Annotated in this window: 14 protein-coding genes; 8 read left to right on the top strand and 6 right to left on the bottom strand. The window is 59.4% G+C overall.

What is annotated here, in order from left to right:
• Nucleotides 1-73: 73 nt before the first annotated feature.
• From BLW00_RS16530 to rfbB, 4 genes are all read right to left on the bottom strand, one after another.
• On the bottom strand, nucleotides 74-1,549 hold the full coding sequence (locus BLW00_RS16530; protein WP_092556250.1) for a malate:quinone oxidoreductase: 1,476 nt from the start codon (nucleotides 1,547-1,549) through the stop codon (nucleotides 74-76).
• 75 nt (nucleotides 1,550-1,624) lie between these two features.
• Nucleotides 1,625-1,912, bottom strand: coding sequence for a hypothetical protein (locus BLW00_RS16525; RefSeq protein WP_092556248.1), 288 nt, complete (start codon nucleotides 1,910-1,912; stop codon nucleotides 1,625-1,627).
• A gap of 156 nt (nucleotides 1,913-2,068) precedes the next feature.
• Nucleotides 2,069-3,385 carry a UDP-glucose dehydrogenase family protein gene (locus BLW00_RS16520; RefSeq protein WP_092556246.1) on the bottom strand — a complete coding sequence of 439 codons (1,317 nt, stop codon included), beginning with the start codon at nucleotides 3,383-3,385 and terminating at the stop codon, nucleotides 2,069-2,071.
• Nucleotides 3,386-3,433: 48 nt separating this feature from the next.
• Complete coding sequence (rfbB, locus tag BLW00_RS16515) at nucleotides 3,434-4,432, bottom strand: dTDP-glucose 4,6-dehydratase (protein WP_092556244.1); 999 nt, start codon at nucleotides 4,430-4,432, stop codon at nucleotides 3,434-3,436.
• Between the two features lie 184 nt (nucleotides 4,433-4,616).
• Here rfbB and BLW00_RS16510 point away from each other — a divergent pair, with 184 nt between their 5' ends.
• The 7 genes from BLW00_RS16510 to BLW00_RS16480 are packed head-to-tail and all read left to right on the top strand — an operon-like array spanning nucleotide 4,617 to nucleotide 11,877.
• Entirely contained in the window at nucleotides 4,617-5,771 is a 1,155-nt protein-coding gene (locus BLW00_RS16510) for a DUF1972 domain-containing protein (protein ID WP_092556242.1), read from the top strand.
• A gap of 11 nt (nucleotides 5,772-5,782) precedes the next feature.
• Nucleotides 5,783-6,865, top strand: coding sequence for a Gfo/Idh/MocA family protein (locus BLW00_RS16505; RefSeq protein WP_092556240.1), 1,083 nt, complete (start codon nucleotides 5,783-5,785; stop codon nucleotides 6,863-6,865).
• Nucleotides 6,866-6,916: 51 nt separating this feature from the next.
• Nucleotides 6,917-7,783: a hypothetical protein gene (locus BLW00_RS16500; RefSeq protein WP_092556238.1), complete on the top strand. Its 867-nt coding sequence runs from the start codon at nucleotides 6,917-6,919 to the stop codon at nucleotides 7,781-7,783.
• A gap of 25 nt (nucleotides 7,784-7,808) precedes the next feature.
• On the top strand, nucleotides 7,809-8,498 hold the full coding sequence (locus BLW00_RS24090) for an acyltransferase (protein ID WP_092556236.1): 690 nt from the start codon (nucleotides 7,809-7,811) through the stop codon (nucleotides 8,496-8,498).
• Between the two features lie 41 nt (nucleotides 8,499-8,539).
• Complete coding sequence (locus BLW00_RS16490; RefSeq protein ID WP_092556234.1) at nucleotides 8,540-9,628, top strand: glycosyltransferase family 4 protein; 1,089 nt, start codon at nucleotides 8,540-8,542, stop codon at nucleotides 9,626-9,628.
• Nucleotides 9,534-10,583, top strand: coding sequence for a glycosyltransferase family 2 protein (locus BLW00_RS16485; RefSeq protein WP_092556232.1), 1,050 nt, complete (start codon nucleotides 9,534-9,536; stop codon nucleotides 10,581-10,583). The genes BLW00_RS16490 and BLW00_RS16485 overlap by 95 nt, the downstream gene beginning before the upstream one ends.
• Nucleotides 10,584-10,620: 37 nt before the next feature.
• Nucleotides 10,621-11,877 carry a hypothetical protein gene (locus tag BLW00_RS16480; RefSeq protein WP_092556230.1) on the top strand — a complete coding sequence of 419 codons (1,257 nt, stop codon included), beginning with the start codon at nucleotides 10,621-10,623 and terminating at the stop codon, nucleotides 11,875-11,877.
• On the opposite strand, the gene BLW00_RS16475 is transcribed toward BLW00_RS16480, so the two are convergent.
• Nucleotides 11,854-12,966, bottom strand: a complete 1,113-nt coding sequence (locus BLW00_RS16475; RefSeq protein WP_139256757.1) for a glycosyltransferase — start codon at nucleotides 12,964-12,966, stop codon at nucleotides 11,854-11,856. The genes BLW00_RS16480 and BLW00_RS16475 overlap by 24 nt on opposite strands.
• A gap of 298 nt (nucleotides 12,967-13,264) precedes the next feature.
• Here BLW00_RS16475 and BLW00_RS16470 point away from each other — a divergent pair, with 298 nt between their 5' ends.
• Nucleotides 13,265-14,476 (top strand): hypothetical protein, encoded by a 1,212-nt coding sequence (locus tag BLW00_RS16470; RefSeq protein WP_139256756.1) that lies wholly within the window; start codon nucleotides 13,265-13,267, stop codon nucleotides 14,474-14,476.
• Nucleotides 14,477-14,492: 16 nt separating this feature from the next.
• On the opposite strand, the gene BLW00_RS23035 is transcribed toward BLW00_RS16470, so the two are convergent.
• On the bottom strand, nucleotides 14,493-17,831 hold the full coding sequence (locus BLW00_RS23035; RefSeq protein WP_217634410.1) for an endo-1,4-beta-xylanase: 3,339 nt from the start codon (nucleotides 17,829-17,831) through the stop codon (nucleotides 14,493-14,495).
• Nucleotides 17,832-17,986: the final 155 nt, after the last annotated feature.

Raw genomic sequence — 17,986 nt, 5'->3', positions numbered from 1 at the left:
TGCGCAATACTACCGAGCCCCTGGTGAGCCCACCTGGGTGAACGGCGAGTGTGAGCCGCGAGCAAGCCCGCGATCAGCGGGTCAGCTCGAGCACCTTCGCCGTCGCCGCGATCGTCTTCTCGCTGGCCTTCTTGTCGGGGTTGAGCTTCTTGCCGAACGACGGGATGAGCTGGGCCAGCTTCTTCTCCCATCGCGGATACTCTGCCGGGAAACACTTCTGAATCAGGTCGATCATGATCGGCACTGCCGTCGAGGCTCCGGGGGAAGCCCCGAGCAATCCCGCGATCGAGCCGTCAGCGGCCGTCACGACCTCCGTGCCGAACTGCAGGACTCCCCCGCGCTTGGCGTCCTTCTTCATCACTTGCACGCGCTGGCCGGCGGTGATGAGATACCAGTCCTCCGCCTTCGCCGTGGGCATGAACTCCTGCAGCGCCGCCAACTTTTTCTTCTTGCTCGCCAGCAGCTCGCCGATGAGGTACTTCATGAGATCGAAGTTGTCCCGTGCGACCGCGAGCATCGGACCGATGTTGTGCAGGCGGATCGACGCGGGCAGATCAGTCCACGAGCTCGACTTCAGGAACTTCGGGCTGAATCCGGCGTACGGGCCGAACAGAAGAGATGACTGGCCGTCGACCACACGCGTGTCGAGGTGCGGTACCGACATCGGTGGAGCGCCGACCGATGCCTTTCCGTAGACCTTTGCCTGGTGTTGCGCAACGACGGCTGGGTTGTCGGTGCGGAAGAACTGTCCGCTGATCGGAAATCCACCGAAGCCCCTGATCTCAGGAATGCCCGACTTCTGCAGCAGCGGAAGTGCGTGTCCGCCAGCGCCCACGAACACGAACTTCGCGTTGACGGTGTGCGGGGTGTTGCCGACGCGGTCGCGAACCGTGATGTTCCACGATCCGTCCTTCTGCTTCTTGAGCTTCTTCACTTCGGTCTCGGTGCGGAGAACGGCGCCGTTCTGCACGAGGTTGTCGATGAGCTGATGCGTGAGCGATCCGAAGTCGACGTCGGTGCCGGCGTTCACGCGCGTGGCAGCGATCTTTTCGTCCTTCTCGCGCTGGCGCACGAGGAGCGGGGCCCACTGGTAGATGACCTTCGGGTCGTCGCTGAATTCGATGCCCTCGAAGAGCGGCTCCGTCTTCAGCAACTCGTAACGGCGGCGGAGGTAGTCGACGTTCTCCTCGCCGCGCACGAACGTCATGTGCGGAGTGGGATTGATGAAGGAGCCGGGGTGCGCGAGTACGCCCTGCGCCACCAGCGACGACCAGAACTGCCGGCTCACCTGGAACTGCTCGTTGATGTTCACGGCGCGCGACGTCTCGAGCGTGCCGTCGGGCGCTTCGGGCATGTAGTTGAGCTCCGCCAGGGCCGCGTGGCCGGTGCCGGCGTTGTTCCAGGGGTTCGAGCTCTCCTGGCCGACTTCGCTCAGCTGCTCGAAGATCATGATCGACCAGTCGGGCTGAAGCTGCTTGATCATGGTTCCGAGGGTGGCACTCATGATGCCCCCGCCGATCAGGGCGACGTCGACGCTTTTATTGCTCACACGTCCACTTTACGCTGCTTGTATACAAGGGCGGGACCGCATGGCGGAGCAATAACCGCCGTTCTTTACAGAGCTTCAGGACATCGCTGCAGCGACCCGGGAGACGGCCGGCTTCTGCTTGCGGCTGATGGCCGCGATGGTCACCATTCCGCCCGTGAGACCGAGCACTCCCACCCCGGCCCAGAGTCCGATGATCGGCATCATTCCGCCGGTCGGGTCGGCGGCCTCGGGCGTCACGCGACCGGTCTGGCTCGAGGCCTGCTCGCTGTGTGACACCGGATCGACCGCTGCAGAGGCGGCAATCGGAGTCACCCCCACAGCGGCCACCGCGATGATCAAACCTGCGAGTGTCTTCCTGACCATGTCTTCGGATCCCCATCCATCAGTTCGTCAGTCATCGACACGGGGGCAAAAAAATACAGCGCCGGTTTAGATTTCAAACCGACGCTGTTTGACCCCCGTGATGTGCTCCGATCGTATCGCGCCGCGCACCACGGTGTCGATTTGTTTACATCCCCGTTACGGACGGCCCATCCCGCGGTACGTCCATCCGGCGGCTCGCCACGCGGCCGAATCGAGCACGTTCCGGCCGTCGATGATCTGCTTCTCGGCCACTAGGGCACCGACCGCGTTGGGATCGAGTGCCCGGTATTCCTTCCATTCGGTCAGGAGCACCACCACTTCGGCATCGGCCACCGCTTCGTCGACCGAGTCGACGAAGACGAGCTGCGGATGCTTGGCGTGCGCGTTCGCGATCGCCTCCACGTCGGTGGCCTTCACATCGGCGCCGAGGCCGTGCAGCTGCACGGCGACGTCGAGCGCAGGCGAGTCCCGGATGTCGTCGGAGTCGGGTTTGAAGGCAAGACCGAGAACAGCGACCTTCTTCTCATAGGCCTGTCCGTCGAGCAGTTCGACGACCAAGTCGACAACCCGCTGACGGCGACGGAGGTTGATGGCGTCGACCTCTTTGAGGAAGGCGAGGGATTCGCCTCGCCCGAGTTCTTCGGCGCGCGCCCCGAACGCCCGGATGTCCTTCGGTAGGCAGCCGCCACCGAATCCGACGCCGGCGTTCAAGAAGCGTCGCCCGATGCGGGCGTCGAATCCGATCGCATCCGCGAGCTCGGTGATGTTCGCGTCGGTCACCTCGGCGATCTCGGCGATCGCGTTGATGAAAGAGATCTTCGTGGCGAGGAAGGCGTTGGCCGAAACCTTCACGAGCTCGGCGGTGGCGTAGTCGGTGACCACGAGCGGCGTGTTCTCGCCGAGTGCCTTCGCGTAGACCTCATCGAGGAGCGCCTTGGCACGGGCACCGGCCTCAGGGTCGGACGGCACGCCGTAGACGAGGCGGTCGGGTGAGATGGTGTCTTTCACGGCGAAGCCCTCGCGCAGGAATTCGGGGTTCCAGGCGAGGTCCGCGCCGGGCACCGCGGCCCGGATCTTCTCCGCCAATCGCGCGGCTGTGCCCACCGGCACGGTCGACTTGCCGACTACGAGGTCGCCTGGCTTGAGAAACGGGATCAGCCCGTCGATCGCCGCGTCGACGTAGGTCATGTCGGCGCTGTACGAGCCAGCCTTCTGGGGCGTGCCGACCGCCACGAAGTGCACGGTCGCGCCGCTGACAGCCGCCATGTCGGTGGTGAAGCTCAAGCGGCCCGAGGCGCTGGCGCTCGTCAGGATCTCGGGCAGCCCGGGCTCGAAGAAGGGCGCGCGGCCAGCGGCGAGTGCCTCGATCTTGCGCTGGTCGACATCGATGCCGACGACCTCGTGCCCCAATTCCGCCATCGATGCCGCGTGCACGGCGCCAAGGTATCCACAGCCGATTACAGAGAGCTTCACTCAGTCCTCAATTCACGAGAAGGGCCGGAATGGCCGGTCGGGTGGAAGTCACGACGCTTGAATTGCGTAGCGCGCCTCGGCGGCAGCTTTCTGCGGCTCCCACCAAGACCGGTTCCCACGGTACCAATCGATCGTGGCAGTCAATCCTTCCGCGAAGTCGGAATAGCGCGGCAGCCAGCCCAATTCGGTGCGTAGTTTGGTGGAGTCGATGGCGTAGCGCATGTCATGGCCAGGACGATCGGCGACGAGGTCGTAGGCGTCGGCCGGCTGGCCGAGATTCTCGAGAATCAACTCGACGACCGATCGGTTGTCCTTCTCTCCGTCGGCGCCGATCAAGTAGGTATCGCCGATGACCCCGGCGTCGATGATGGCGAGCACGGCGGACGAGTGGTCGTCGGCGTGGATCCAATCGCGCACGTTCTGGCCGGAGCCGTAGAGCTTGGGTCTCTGACCCTGCAACACGTTCGTGATCTGGCGAGGAATGAACTTCTCGACGTGCTGGTAAGGGCCGTAGTTGTTGGAGCAGTTGCTGATGGTCGCGCGCAAGCCGAACGAACGAACCCACGCGCGCACCAGAAGATCCGATGCCGCCTTCGTCGACGAATACGGGCTCGACGGGTTGTAGGGAGTCGTTTCCGTGAAACGTGCCGGGTCGTCGAGTTCCAGGTCGCCGTAGACCTCGTCAGTCGAGATGTGATGGAACCTCTTGTCGTGCCGTCGTGCGGCCTCGATCAAGGTGAAGGTTCCGACGACGTTCGTGTCCAGGAACGGCCGTGGATCGTGCAACGAGTTGTCGTTGTGCGATTCGGCCGCGTAGTGCACTACGACGTCGTGCGCGCTGACCAGTGAGTCGACCAATGCCGCATCGCCGATGTCGCCGTCGACGATGGTCAGGCGCTCGCTCGGCAGCCCCTCGAGCGATGCGCGGTTGCCGGCGTACGTGAAGGCGTCCAGCACCGTCACGGTGTGTTCTGTGTTCCGCAGAACGTAGTGAACGAAATTCGATCCGATGAACCCGGCTCCGCCGGTGACAAGTAGTTTCCCCATGCCAGTTGTGTACCAGATCGGCATTTCCGGCAGATGAAGGCTGGTGACAGCGCGTAACAAGGTGGTGATATTCGGCTGCTACGATTCCAACGCGCAACACACAGCACGCATCAACATGAGACGAGCAAGCCGAGCGCAGCGGGTGGGGACAACACAATGAAATCGATGACTTTCCGGATGGCGCGTGGATAAGACCGTCAGGATCTTAGGAACGCACGGCGTGCCGGCCAACTACGGCGGCTTCGAGACGGCTGCCGAGAATGTCGCGAAGTTCCTTGTGAGCCACGGCTGGCGAGTCGTCGTCTACTGTCAGGATGAGGGATCCGGGCCGATCGTCGAGGATGTCTGGGAAGGCATCGAACGGGTCAGGATTCCGGTCGATCGAGAAGGCTGGCTCGGTACCTCTCAGTTCGATTGGATATCGATCCGTCACGCATCACGATTCCGGGACGTCTGTCTCACCTTCGGTTACAACACCGGCGTCTTCAATTTCATGCAGCGAGTTCGCGGCATTCCCAACGTCATCAACATGGACGGCATCGAATGGGCACGGAAGCGCTGGGGCTTCTTCAAGCAGGCGATTCTGTACGTCAACGAGCGCTTCGCCGCCGGGTTCGGAAACCACTTGATCGCCGATCATCCGCTCATCGAGAAGTATCTGCGAACGAGAGCACCCAAGCGGAAGATCAGCACGATCACCTACGGAGCACACCCGATCGTCGATCCTGATGAGAGTGTCCTTTCGGAGTACGGACTCATTCGCGGCGAGTACCTCACCCTTATCGCACGGCCGATCCCGGAGAACTCGATTCTCGAGCTGGTACGTGGGTTCTCCCGCCAGCGCAGGGGCGTCAAGCTCGTGGTGTTGGGTTCATTCAAGCCGGACGACGACGCGTACCACGCTGATGTTGTCGCCTCGGCCAGCGACGAAGTGATCTTTCCGGGCGCAGTGTTCGACAGTCGACACGTTCAGGCGCTGCGATTCTTCTCGCGCGGGTACCTTCATGGCCACACGGTCGGCGGAACGAATCCATCCTTGGTCGAAGCCCTCGCGGCCGGGAATCCGGTCATCGCTCAGGACAACGGTTACAACCGCTGGGTGGCCGCCGACGCCGCCCTCTACTTCTCGACGGTGGATGACATTTCATCCCAGATCGAGACGCTCTTGACCGACGCCGACGTGTCCGGGCGCCTGAGCCGCGCGGCGTCGAGCCGGTACGAGTCCGAATTCACCTGGGAGCACGTCGCCTCCCAGTACGAACAGGTTCTTTCGCGATTCCTTCGACGCGAGAACACAGGTCCCGCTGGGACCCGCAAGGCGAAGATTGGAGAACGGTGATACGAATCGGCATGGTCGGGCTCGGCAAGATGGGCCTGTCGCATTACTCGATGATCAATGCGCACCCCAACGCAGAGGTGGTGGCAGTCTGCGATTCCAACGCGTACCTCCTAGGCGTCATGAACCGCTACACCGGGGTGCAGACCTTCTCCGACCTCAGCAAGATGATCGCCGCCGCCGAACTCGACGCCGTGATCATCTCGACGCCCTCTGTCTTGCATGCCTCGATGGTGCGGACAGCACTCGAGGCAGGCCTACACGTCTTCTGTGAGAAGCCGTTCAGCCTCGATCCAGCCGTTTCGCGCGAGCTCACGGAGTCAGCCCAGGCAAAGGGATTGGTGACGCAGGTCGGATACCACTACCGCTTCGTAGGGGCCTTCAAGGAGGTCAAGCGACTGCTCGACCTCAACGCGATCGGCACCGTCAGCCACGTGATCGCCGAGGCCTACGGACCAGTTGTGTTGAAGCCCAAGGGCGGCACCTGGCGAAGCAAGAAGTCGGAAGGCGGTGGAAGCCTCTACGATTACGCGGCACACCCCATCGATCTCATCAACTGGTACCTCGGCGTGCCCTCGGAGGCTCGCGGATCGGTGCTCGGTCACGTCTTCTCGAAAGAGACGGATGACGAAGTGTTCAGCACGCTGTTGTGGCCCGACTCACGCACCGCCCATCTTTCCGTGAGCTGGTCAGACCCGTCAGAGCGCAAGATGTCGACCAAGATCACCGTGTTCGGGAGCAACGGCCGCATCCACGCCGACCGCCAGGAGTGCCAGACCTATATCAGCGACGCGTCGAGCGCGCCTGAGGGGTACGGCGAGGGATGGAATGCGCGGTACACCACCGATCTGACCGATGAAGTGTATTTCTATGTTCGCGGCGAGGAATACAGCGCGCAGCTGGATGCCTTCGTGAAGCGAATCGAGGCGAGTGAAGTCGAGGGGCAGAACAGCTTCGCCAGCGCCACAGGCGCCGACATCGTGCTGGACATGATCCTCAGGGACTCACAGCGCGACTATGCCGACGCATCGACCGCACCGTCGGCTCCGGCCGTCGCCGAGCGTCAGGGCCTGTTCCGGCGTCGCAAGGGAGTCTGATGGGCTTCCACAATCGTGTTCCCGCACTCATGACTCGAAGGAGTTCGCACCATGGATAAGTTGCTTTTCGGCGACAACCAGTTCTTCGGCGTCAACCACATGTCCGAGGAAAAGGCCCGAGCGCAGTCGATCAAATTCCAGGATCTCGACGCCATCATCTCGGTTCTCGATGCCGCCTACGACGAAGGCGTGCGCACCTTCATGTGCACCACCCACGATCGCGTGGGCGAAATCGTCGAACACATGCGCCAGCAGCCCGAGCGCTATGCCGAGCAGGTCTTCTATCCGTGCATGCCGTACGCGCACAAGTACGCGAACGCGATGACCGAAGACGGCATGGTCGGCGCGATCAAGCGCTTCCTTCCTGACGGCGGTCTCCTTGACGCCGCCTTCAAGGGCGGGATGTCCGTTGCCAAGAAGGACATCGAGGGCATCACGACGCTCTTGATCGATGCCGAGATGAAGATGTTCGCGGGTATGAAGACACCGGTCATCTTCTTGCAGAATGTCGTCGTCGATCTGCTGCTCGGGCTCGGCTTCGATGAAGCGTTCCGCATCTTCGCGGACCACGTCCGATCCAAGTACAACGCGGAGCCCGGCTTCATCACGATGAACCTCCCGATGCTGTTGGAGCGACTGGCAAAGGTGGGTGTTAAGAACCCGGTTGTGTGCTCGAACATCAATAAGGTTGGTTTCCGCATGTCGGGAGGAGGCGTGGACGCATACGAAGAGGCGTTGCGCACTCACAATTTCGATGCCATTGCGATGTCCGTGTTCGCGTCAGGTGCGATTCCACCTCGAGAAGCGATTGAATGGGTCAGCAAGGTTCCCAACTTGAAGTCAATTGTCTTTGGGGCCTCGAGCCGAGCGAATATTCGCAACACGAAAGAGTTGGTCGACGAGTACTTCGGCGCGTGAGCCCACCGTCAGAGGGAGACAAACAATGGGTGCATTGAACCGCTTCACGGGAATCGACGAGTCGTCGAATAGAGTCGCGTCGATTCAAATGGCTCTTCGCACGGTGCCGATGCTTCTTCGCGGACTACTGGTTTCACCATTTCTAGGGCGCTCGAGTGGCCGCTTGTTCGTAGGACGCGGCGCGAGAATCAAGAACCCCCAGAAGTTCTCCCACACGGGCCGAGTGATCATCGAAGACTTTGCAGAAATCCATTGCCTCTCTCAAGGGGGAATAGTGTTCGGTGACGAGATTTCGATTGGCCGCGGCGTGCAGATTCGTCCCACCGGCTATTACGGCGGCCCGGTGGGTCAAGGCCTCGTTATGGGTGACCGCTCGAGCATCGGTCCAGGTGGGTACATCGGATGTTCCGGTCAGATTACGATCGGAAACGATGTCCTGATGGGTCCGGGAGTTCGAATTTTCGGCGAGAACCACAATTTCGACTCCGGGAAGTCGACCATCAAGTCCCAAGGGGTCACCCTCGCTCCCGTCACCATCGGAGACGACTGCTGGATCGGAAGCGGGGTCACAATCACGGCTGGGGTGACCATCGGAACCGGCGTGGTAGTTGCAGCTGGAAGTGTTGTGACGAAGGATGTGCCCGATAACGTGGTGGTGGCCGGGGTTCCTGCTCGCGTGCTCCGAACTCGAGTCGCGAGCGAGAAGATCCTTTGACCGCCACGATCGGCCTTGATGATCCACATTGTGGAGACTGAATGAGAGTCCTGTTCGACGCGTTCTGGTGGGTAAATGGTCCGGTGTCGAACCGGCAGGTCTTGCACGAGATCGTTTTGGCCTGGAGCCAGCAATTTCCACAGGATGAGTTGGTGCTCGCAGTACGAGGAAGAGATATTGATGTCGTGCGGGCTACCTTCGACCCTTCGGTCGAACTCGTTGCAACTCGACTCGCACCTCAAGGGATTAGCGCCATTCTCGAGCTACCCTTTCTTGCACGTCGCGTGAAGGCCGACGTGACGTTCAGTCACAACTTCACCCCCCTCTTTGGGACGTCTGCGGTCTTCCTGCACGACGTGCTATTCGTGACTAATCCTGAGTGGTTCACACGCAAGGAGTTGCTCTATTTCAGCCTGATGCCATTCACTTCGCGATTCGCAGATGTCGTGTTGACGTCGTCCCACTCTGAAGCGGCGCGAATCCGGACAAACATTCGAGGGCCCAAGAAGGTCGTACCTGTGGGCCTCGCGATGAATCGCGAGCTTCAGACGTTGGAAGGGGTCCGCCCGGACCTCAACGCAAGGCCTGGCCATTTCATTCTCACGGTTGGTCGGCTGAACGTCCGTAAGAACTTGGAGTTCACATGTACTGCAGCGTTAGCGTCCGATCGTGTGTCTCCTACGTTCCCGCTTGTGATCGCGGGCGGGTACCAGGGTCGCTCCACCGTCCTCTCAGACGAAATCCGTAGAGGGGTCGAGGATGGACGGATCGTCTTTCTAGGCCACGTGTCAAACCCCGAATTGGTGTGGCTCTATCGGAACGCCGCGGCGTTTGTGTTTATGACACTCGACGAAGGTTTCGGCCTACCTCCGCTTGAGGCGAAATGGTTCGGAACACCCGTCGTAACCAGCGACATCCCTGTGATGAAAGAGGTGGCTGGATCGAGCGCCTCCTTTGTCGATCCGAGAGATGAACCGGCGCTTTCTCGCGCGCTGAATCAAGTCCAACCCAGAAACGGGGCCAAAACCGAAGACGATGGACGCTATTCCTGGCCGAATGTCGTCCGTGCAATCCGAGGTGAAATGGCTTCACTCATTGCTCAACGATCGAAGGCCGCACATGGGAATTGACACTTCGAGCGTTTCAGTGCTTATCGTCACGTATAACAGCGATCACGTAGTCGAGGATTGCCTACTCCCATTGCCTTCTGATTCAGAAGTACTCGTAGTGGATAATCTCTCTACGGACTTGAGTATCGAGAAGGTGACGCAAGTGCGGCCTCAAGCGATCGTGATCGCAAACTCTTCTAACGCCGGCTTCGCAAGGGCGGTCAATCTCGCCGCTGAGCACGCGCATGGCGACTACCTGCTTCTCCTCAATCCAGACGCTCGAATTGAGGAGAACGCAATCGTAACTCTCCTCCGCGATATGGAAACAGATCCGTCGATCGGCATCGCAGCCCCACTGATGACGGATTCGCACGGTGCTTTCAAAGTGCTCGGAGCCGGATTCGCGCCAACCATCAAGAACATGGCTCTGCACGGGTTTGGGATCTCAAGGGTCGCTCCTCGGAATCAAAAGCTGGAGGGGCATCACCTCTATCGAGACTCCAACCTCGACAGTGTACGAGAGCTTGATTGGGTCTCCGGGGGCTGCATGCTTGTGCGGCGAAGCGTCTGGGAAGCTCTCGGAGGTCTGACGACAAGGTGGTTCATGTATGCGGAAGACGTGGAGTTCTGCCTTCGAGCCCGACAGCTCGGAACGAAGGTGATCCTCGACCCTGGTGCGATCGCTGTGCACGATTTTGGCGGCAGCAGCAAAGACGTCGCCGGCAGCACCAATACAGTTTGGATTGTCAATTTGTATGACCTGTATTGCTCCACCATGGCTTCAAGCCGCGTCGCGTGCCTAGTCTGGAAATGGACGGTTGCCAGTGGTTTCCTGATAAGGGCAGCCGCGTTCCGGCTCCAGGGGATTGTTAGGCCGTCTGCACGGCGATCGGCCGATGCTAACGTTTCTCGATATAGAGCGTTCGCGACAGCACTCTTGCGTGCGGCACCGGCTCGCCGAGCTACGAGAACGTAGTGAGCCATCAGCCCACCGTTATCAACGAAGGGAGCGCATGCAGTTCATCACCGGGATAGCCCTCGCGCTAGGTTTCGTTGGCAGCCTACTCGCCCCAGTACGCTATCGGATCGGTATCGCCGTCATCGGAGGGTTGGCGATCCTGATTTTCGTGGTACCGGGATCTCTCGGATTTGGGCCTTTGGGTGCCGCGGATAGCATTATCGTCGCAGCCGCGTGGATGACCGCCCTCAGTTTGTCGACGCTCAGGCCTCTGCGATTTGACCGACTGTTCGCCCTGTACATCGTCGTTGTTCTACTCGGGTCGATTGGTGCAATCATCACAACCGGCGAAGTCGGATTCCCTGTGCTTGTGGCGCTCTCGGGAATTGTATTCGTCGTAGTATGCGGCACCCTCAGCCGTGAGGAGTGGCTGATCGTCAGGGTGGGAGCAACGGTCTTGGCCGCGCTTGTCGCGGTCTTATGCCTTGTCGAGGCATTTGCAATCAACCGACCGCTTTTCGTTGCGACTCCGTTCGGGTTGAGCCCCCTGTTTCCGGAATCGATCAGAGCCCAGGCAACGTTGGGGCACCCGCTAGTGGCAGCGATGGTCATGCTAATTGGGATCGGCTTTACCCTGACCCTAAGGTTTCGCGTGGGGTCAAAGTTGCTGGTCGTTGCTTTGCTGGCTGCAGGCGTCATTTCGACGGGGAGTACGAGCGCGATCATTGCGGCAGCATTCACTGTGATCGCGGGGTTCATCGTGTCGGGCGGATCCAATTCGCGCATCGCCAGAGTGGGACTCGCCGGCGTCGTCGTTTTCTTCGTCGCGACACTTTCCCTTGTTCCGAGTGGTCTGCTGGCTGATGTATCGAACCAGAACTCTGTTCACCGCGCCAATTCGTTCTTGGCGATACCGAGGCTCTTCACCTCCCGATCGCCGGTGGAGGCGCTCTTCGGAACCGGTTGGGGATCCGAGGAGCTGATGTACCAACGAAATGTTCTGATCAACGACAACTTCTTCGCTATTGACAACCAGTTCACCACGGTAATCGTCGTCGCCGGCGGTATAGGAATCGTATGCTTCCTCGCCTTTATCATCGGGCTCCTGCTCAAGTCTCGCGGATCAGCCCGCGTGACGCTTCTGGCCCTAGTGTTGATGTTCCTCAGTTTCGACGTTCTTAACTGGGCAGCCACTTCGGCCTTGTTCATCACATTCGCAAGCTTCGCGCTCTTCAAGCAAGTGAGGCCGCGCGACGGAGAGCCTGTGGCTCTGCCAAATGCGCGAGAGTCACTGTCTCAGAGAGTCAGGTGAAAACAGGACGCGATCCGCTTCAAGTCGAGAATCAACGCGCGGTAGGGACGCTGCGATTGTTAGTGGACCCCGTTCGTTTCGGAGGGACCGAACGATGGCGTTGGCCAGTACAGACGGCTCGGCTTGCCAGGCGACTACTTCGTGACCGTTGGACGCCAGCCAACCGGCGATCCCCGTCTGATCCGAACTCACGATTTCGCATCCGCAGGATAGTCCTTCCAGTATCGGCAGCCCGACTTGCTCCTTCCATATCCCAGATTGCTGTGAAAAGAGAACCAGTGTCTTAGACGCTCTCAGGTTTCCGAAGATCAGCTCACGGGACGGGTCTTCGATAAGTTGCACTTCCTCATGCGCCCGTGCAAACTCTCTCACTCGCTCGATTTCTCCCGACTTGCCCATGATCAGGAATCGGGCGTCAGGCATCTGCGACCGGACCGCCGGCCAGGACTCGATCAGTTTGAAGATGCCCTTTCGTTCTTCAAAGGTGCCGAGAAACACCACCTGATCTTGCCTATCTGCACCGGTGACACCTTCGAGTTGGGAAGGTAGAGCCCAGATGAGGTCCTTCTCAAGCGTGGGACGTGAAATCGCGCCCGGAAGCTGGCGAGCATAGTTCTCCTCCGCATCCCGCGTACCGAAAACTACTCGTGCAGTTGTGTGAAGCAGGAAACCTGCCAAAACCTTTGTGATTAGTCGAGCGATCCCGATTGGCATTTTCGTGAAGTAGGCCAGCTTTCGGTCCGCCGGATAGTTCTCAATTGCGTACGTGACAATTCGTGTTTTCCGCCTCTTGAAGACGTTGGACATGGCCACAACCATATGAATTGCGAAGGCCTGAGGCCACACTCGGACCGCCAGAGCTTCGGGCAGTTCGAGAACATCGATGCGATTCCGGGCTACGAACCACGCCACACTAAGCGCACCTCTCTGCTGCACGTACGGCATCGAAGCCGCAAGTTCAGGATCAAAATCCGCTCGCACTTTAGTGTAAAAGAACCACGCCGGATGGTAGTCCGCGAGCCGCTCGAGGTGAACCGTGCGCGCCACATAGTAATAGCGGGCGCAGAATTGAGAGTTCTGGTTAGTCACGCTGCGAAAACTCCAAATCGTCGTTGCCAGCTACTGCAATCTCATAGATCTCGCAACGATGGAACAAGCTCGTCGCGGGCTACGGGCGACGCCGCCCACTCTCAACAATGCCAGAGTTCAGGCGGCTCTTCACCCACGCATCGTTTAGGATCATTTCCGGTGGGAATCGACGATGCTTCGAGGCCATTTGGGACGTAGATATCGGCTCGTCGGGTATCGACACGTCGCTCAGCAGTTCGGCACAGCAGTCCATCCTCACGAACGACAGGTGACATATTGTGATTCTTCGACGAGTTCCATGCTGATCCGTCTATTGCGTCGATTTGGCCCGGTCATGGGAATGACCATGACGTCGCAGGCCATCAATGCCGCAAGTCTGCTCCTCATTCCTTTCACCTTGACCGTCGCCTGGTCGGATATCTACTCGGTCTCCATCCAAGTCGGCAGCTCCGCCCTGGGCGGCGTGGTAATTGGCGTTGTCTACAACATCGCGATTGGTAGGCGCGGATTCAACCGTTGGAGAACGGCTGCTGCCGCCGCATCAATCTTCTCCATTGGATTAGGAATCGTAGCCGGCATCCTGGTCTATTCAGGGGGAGGCGCTGTAAGCACGCTTGGCCTGCAAGGACTGCTCCTGCTCGGGACATTCACGATCGGTGGGATTGGCCTGGCCGTGGGCGGCTGCGGGGCTGTGCGTGCGGCCTGCCATGGTAACGCGCTGCCACTTGCGAGCGTGAACCTCCTGCCCGCCACGGCTCTCCTGCTCTCTCTTCTATGTGTACTTCTCTTCGGGGCCCCGATGCTTCTGCCAGGAATCTGCTGGGCGCTGGTGGCGCTAGCGCAGGCTGCCTGGTTCTGGAGAGGTTCATACGAATATCCCACAACGGCAGAAGGCGAGTCCGCCCGCAGCCAGCTGAGCCACATTGGAGCGCTGTCGTTAGGCGTCATTGCCAGTACGGTACTCCCAACGTTCTATATCGCGGCGATTACCCAGCTGCCTGGTGGCGTAACGTCAGTAGTCTTCCTAATCACTCGTATTGCAACTTCAATTGTCGGCTTGGGAGTCAATTCAGTTCTGCTGGTTCGTTACAGCTGGAATTCTCCAGCACGAAACGTACAGCCGTTGACGCGCCCGCTCGTGGCTCTGGCCGCGGCTGGCTTAGTCATCGGTCTTGCCCTCTCGGCAATCGAGTCGGAGGTGGGAACGCTCGTTTGCATGGTTATCAGTTGGATTGCGATGCTCGTGGCATCGGCGGTCATCCTACGAGAGACGAACTCGAGAAAGCTCGTCAAAGCGATCGCCGTCAAGGTAGGCGTTGACCTTAGCCTTTCGTCTTTGGGAGCGGTTTGGTTGTTCACCAATCCGAGCGTCCAGGGATATTTCGGCGTGTTCACTCTGTCGCAAGCAGTGACGACTCTAGTGTGCGGGATCTACTTGAGGTACCGATGGACTGCAATCCTGTCAGCCCTGGTGTTGGTCCTTTCCGTCGCGAACATTGTTCTCGGGTAGGGTGGCGGTCGCTCTGTCAGTTTGTGCGCGTTATTGGAACGTACACAGTCGAGGAACGACCGTTCAAAGAATAGACCGTGAGGCGGAACCGATAGTCACCGGCACCGGTCGCCACACCCCCAGAATTGGTTCCGTCCCACACGACTTTTGCGGTGCCGGAATCGTACAGCGTGTGCGTTCGCAGAGTCTTGACGACTGATCCAGTGCTTGAGACGACACTGATCGACACATCGCTTCGATCTCCGTTGTCCCAAGTGAACGTGACCGCATCGCCAGTCCGTGACGCCACTGCAGAAACCCCCGGCGCGGAGGTGACGAATATCGGGTCTTGCCCGTACGTTACGCTAACGCCACCACCAGAGATTGTCAGGGGTGTTGCGCTCTTCCCGACCCTCAAGAATGCGGTCGCACCTGTTACCGGGATGGTCGCCGTGGTCGAGTTCAATGAGTAGATCGCCTTCGTCGTAACCCCATTGCCCACAGCGATCACACCCCTTGTAATTGGCCCGAAATGCGCGGAAAGGTCATCAAGGTACACGCGTCCGCTGGCCTGCCCTGAAACGGTCGACTTGTAAATGGTGATTGCTGTCACCTTGATTGGAAAGTCGATCGTTCCATCGTTGTCCCCACCCGAGTGGGTAAAATCCGGATTGCTCCCGTCTAAGAAGAGCGACATTCGCTTCCACACCGGCCCGGCCGAGTTGCCTATCAAGCCGGCAAAGGACTCTCCGGTCGCATCGGTCACTTTGAGATAGATCGGTGAATTGGTCGAATCGCCGTATGTCCACACCGACACCGCTGTTGGTTGACCCACGATCGGATAATTCATGTCGTAGCGGACACCCGTTCCGCGCGCGCCGAAGTTGTAGGCAACGCTCGCGCCCGCCACTCCCCCGTGCCTGCCCGATCCAAATGAGAGGGTACTTGTGGTGCCGTTGAGGTTCACGAGGCTTCCCGATGACGAATCCGCCATATCGCTAAGCAGTAGGGAGCCACCATCCGCGGTCGGTGCTATGACGCCTGCAGTTGTGGTTCCGTCTAGAGCAGCGCCGACCTTTGCAAGCGCTGTATACGCCGGCTTGGCACGGCCAGACCTGTCGACAAGCCCGTAATTGTCAAGCTTATTGTTCGTGTTTCCGAACTCCACAAGGTTCCACCACACGATGCCCGCGATGCCACGCGCTGCGGCATCGAGATAGGCCCGAGAGAGATAACTCGCTTGTTGCGCCTCCGTCACACCGCTGTCACATCCCGCGCCCGGGGTGCACGTGGACCAGGCCAACTCGGTGATCCAGATCTTCTTCCCTGGCGCATATTTCGCTAAATAGGACTCCGCGCTATCTATCCATGTTCCTGACTGGCTCTTTTCTGGCGCATTGTTCACGAATGTATGAAGACCGAAAGCGTCGAATGAGCTCAGGGCGCCCTGTTGACGCAGCACTTCCATGAAGTCGTAATCGAATCCTGCGAGTCCCCCGGAAATCACGATTGCCGTCGGATCCTCCGCTTTGATTGCGGCATACGTTGCCTTCAGCATGTTGGCGTAGGCAACCGGATCCTCCGCTGGACGCCAGAAGAGAGGACCGTTCGGCTCGTTCCAGACTTCCCACACGTGAACATCAGCCTTGTAGCGGTTCACGACGGCTCTTGCGTAGGCGACGTAGTCATTCAGGTTCGACGGTGGATACGATGCGATGTCTGCCTCGGGGGTTCCTACCGGAGCAGATGAAGCCCAATGGGCACTAAATCCCAATCTCCCTACGATGGCGAGGTTTCTCGCGGTAGCGGCTGCAACGGTCTGATCACTGCGGCCCCACGTGAAATACCCTTTTGAGGGCTCGATCGTGTCCCACCCGAATTCCTCGCGGTCGTAGTGAACGAACGCATCCTCAGCCAGTTTCGCACGCGCGTTCGCATCGACCGGCAGGGCGGCGTATGCAATATCGGCGCTAACTCCAACGAGTGATGGATTGTTCGGGTCTTCTATGCGTGCCGCGATCCCTGTCAAGTATGGCGTCACCCCGATGCTTCGGGAAGTAGTTGACAAGGTGCCGTCCGCAGAAGTGTCGTTGGAGAGTCTTCCACTGATACTTCCTGCCATTACTGTGCCGGAATCACTCCGACCGTCCCAAATAAGGCTGATCATCCCAGGCGACGCTGCAGTACCTCTGAAGGTTCGACTAAGCCCAGTTGAGTCGTAGACGACGAGCTCGTAGTCTCCCGAAGTGGCACTAGAGAATCGCACCTCCGTCGACTGCCCGGCCGAAGGTACGAAATTGTCTTGGTTGTTCGGGTTTACGCTGGTGGGGCTGGTCCAGCCGTCGCCGACGGCTCGAATGTTGTCGAGGAAGATGGTCCCTGTGGCCGGCTGCGTTCCGTTTCGGGTCAAGTAGATCTTGGTTACCGCTATCGGTGCATCCAGAACCTTGTCCGCGTTCCCTCCCGATGTCGTGCTCGGAGCCACCGTCAGATCCACCGAGACTGTTTTCCACGTCGTCACGTTCATCGAATCGACGCGATAGTTGAATACCTCGCCTGTTGCATCAGTGACATTCAAATAGACGGTGTTCCACGTACCATCCCCTTTCAGATCGACCTTCAGAGCCGAGAACGCATTCATCGGTGCAGAAATCGGCGTCGCAACCGGCCTGATTTCGGCCGGCCCACCTGAAACGTCATACGCCAAGGACAGCGACGTCGCGCCCTGTGTCCGACTCGTCGATCCTCCGAGCGTCACCGAACCGGCAGTCTTCTTCCACGACGCCCCACTGTCTTCAAAGTCCAACAGAAGGGCTGCGGCACCCACCGGCTCCGCAACCGTAGTGATCCCCACCACGCCCCCCGAAACGGGTTGAGCAGCCAAGACCCCATCCGGCACCGAGTCATAACTCAAAACAGCGTTCACCACGCCCAGCAGCTGACTACCCCCGGCATCCTTGCCGTCCCAATCAACCGATTGAGTCCCAGCCGCCGAAACCGTCCCGGACAGCACTCGGACACGACCCGAGGAGTCCTTTAGCTGCAACGCATAATCCCCCACTGAACCAGCAGAGAACGTGAACGAGGTCGACTCCCCATTAGATGGAGTGAAATACGAGCGAGAACTCGCAGGAACGGACCAACCATCACCCACCACCCGGATGTTGTCAAGCAACACCGTCCCGGTCGGCGGCTGGCTACCATTCCGTGTCAAATAGATCTTCGTCAAAGCAATCGGGCCATCCAAGACCTTGTCCGCATTACCCCCCGCCGAAGAAACCGGCGCCTTCGTCAAGTCAACAGTCACGGTCTTCCAGGTCGTGACATTGATCGAATCCACCCGGTAGATGAAGACCTCGCCCGTGGAATCCGTCATAGTCAAATACACGGTATTCCACGTGCCATCACCCTTGAGATCCAGCTTCAACGCCGAATACAACCCCGACGGCACGACCAAACTAGAAACCGGCTGGATCTCCGCCTGCCCACCCGAAACGTCATACGCCAACGACAACGAACGCGCACCCTCAG

The organism is Herbiconiux ginsengi, from assembly GCF_900107435.1.
GTDB lineage: Bacteria > Actinomycetota > Actinomycetes > Actinomycetales > Microbacteriaceae > Herbiconiux > Herbiconiux ginsengi.
The sequence above is the reverse complement of the archived record's forward strand: the minus strand, read 5'-3'. Positions and strand labels throughout refer to the sequence as shown.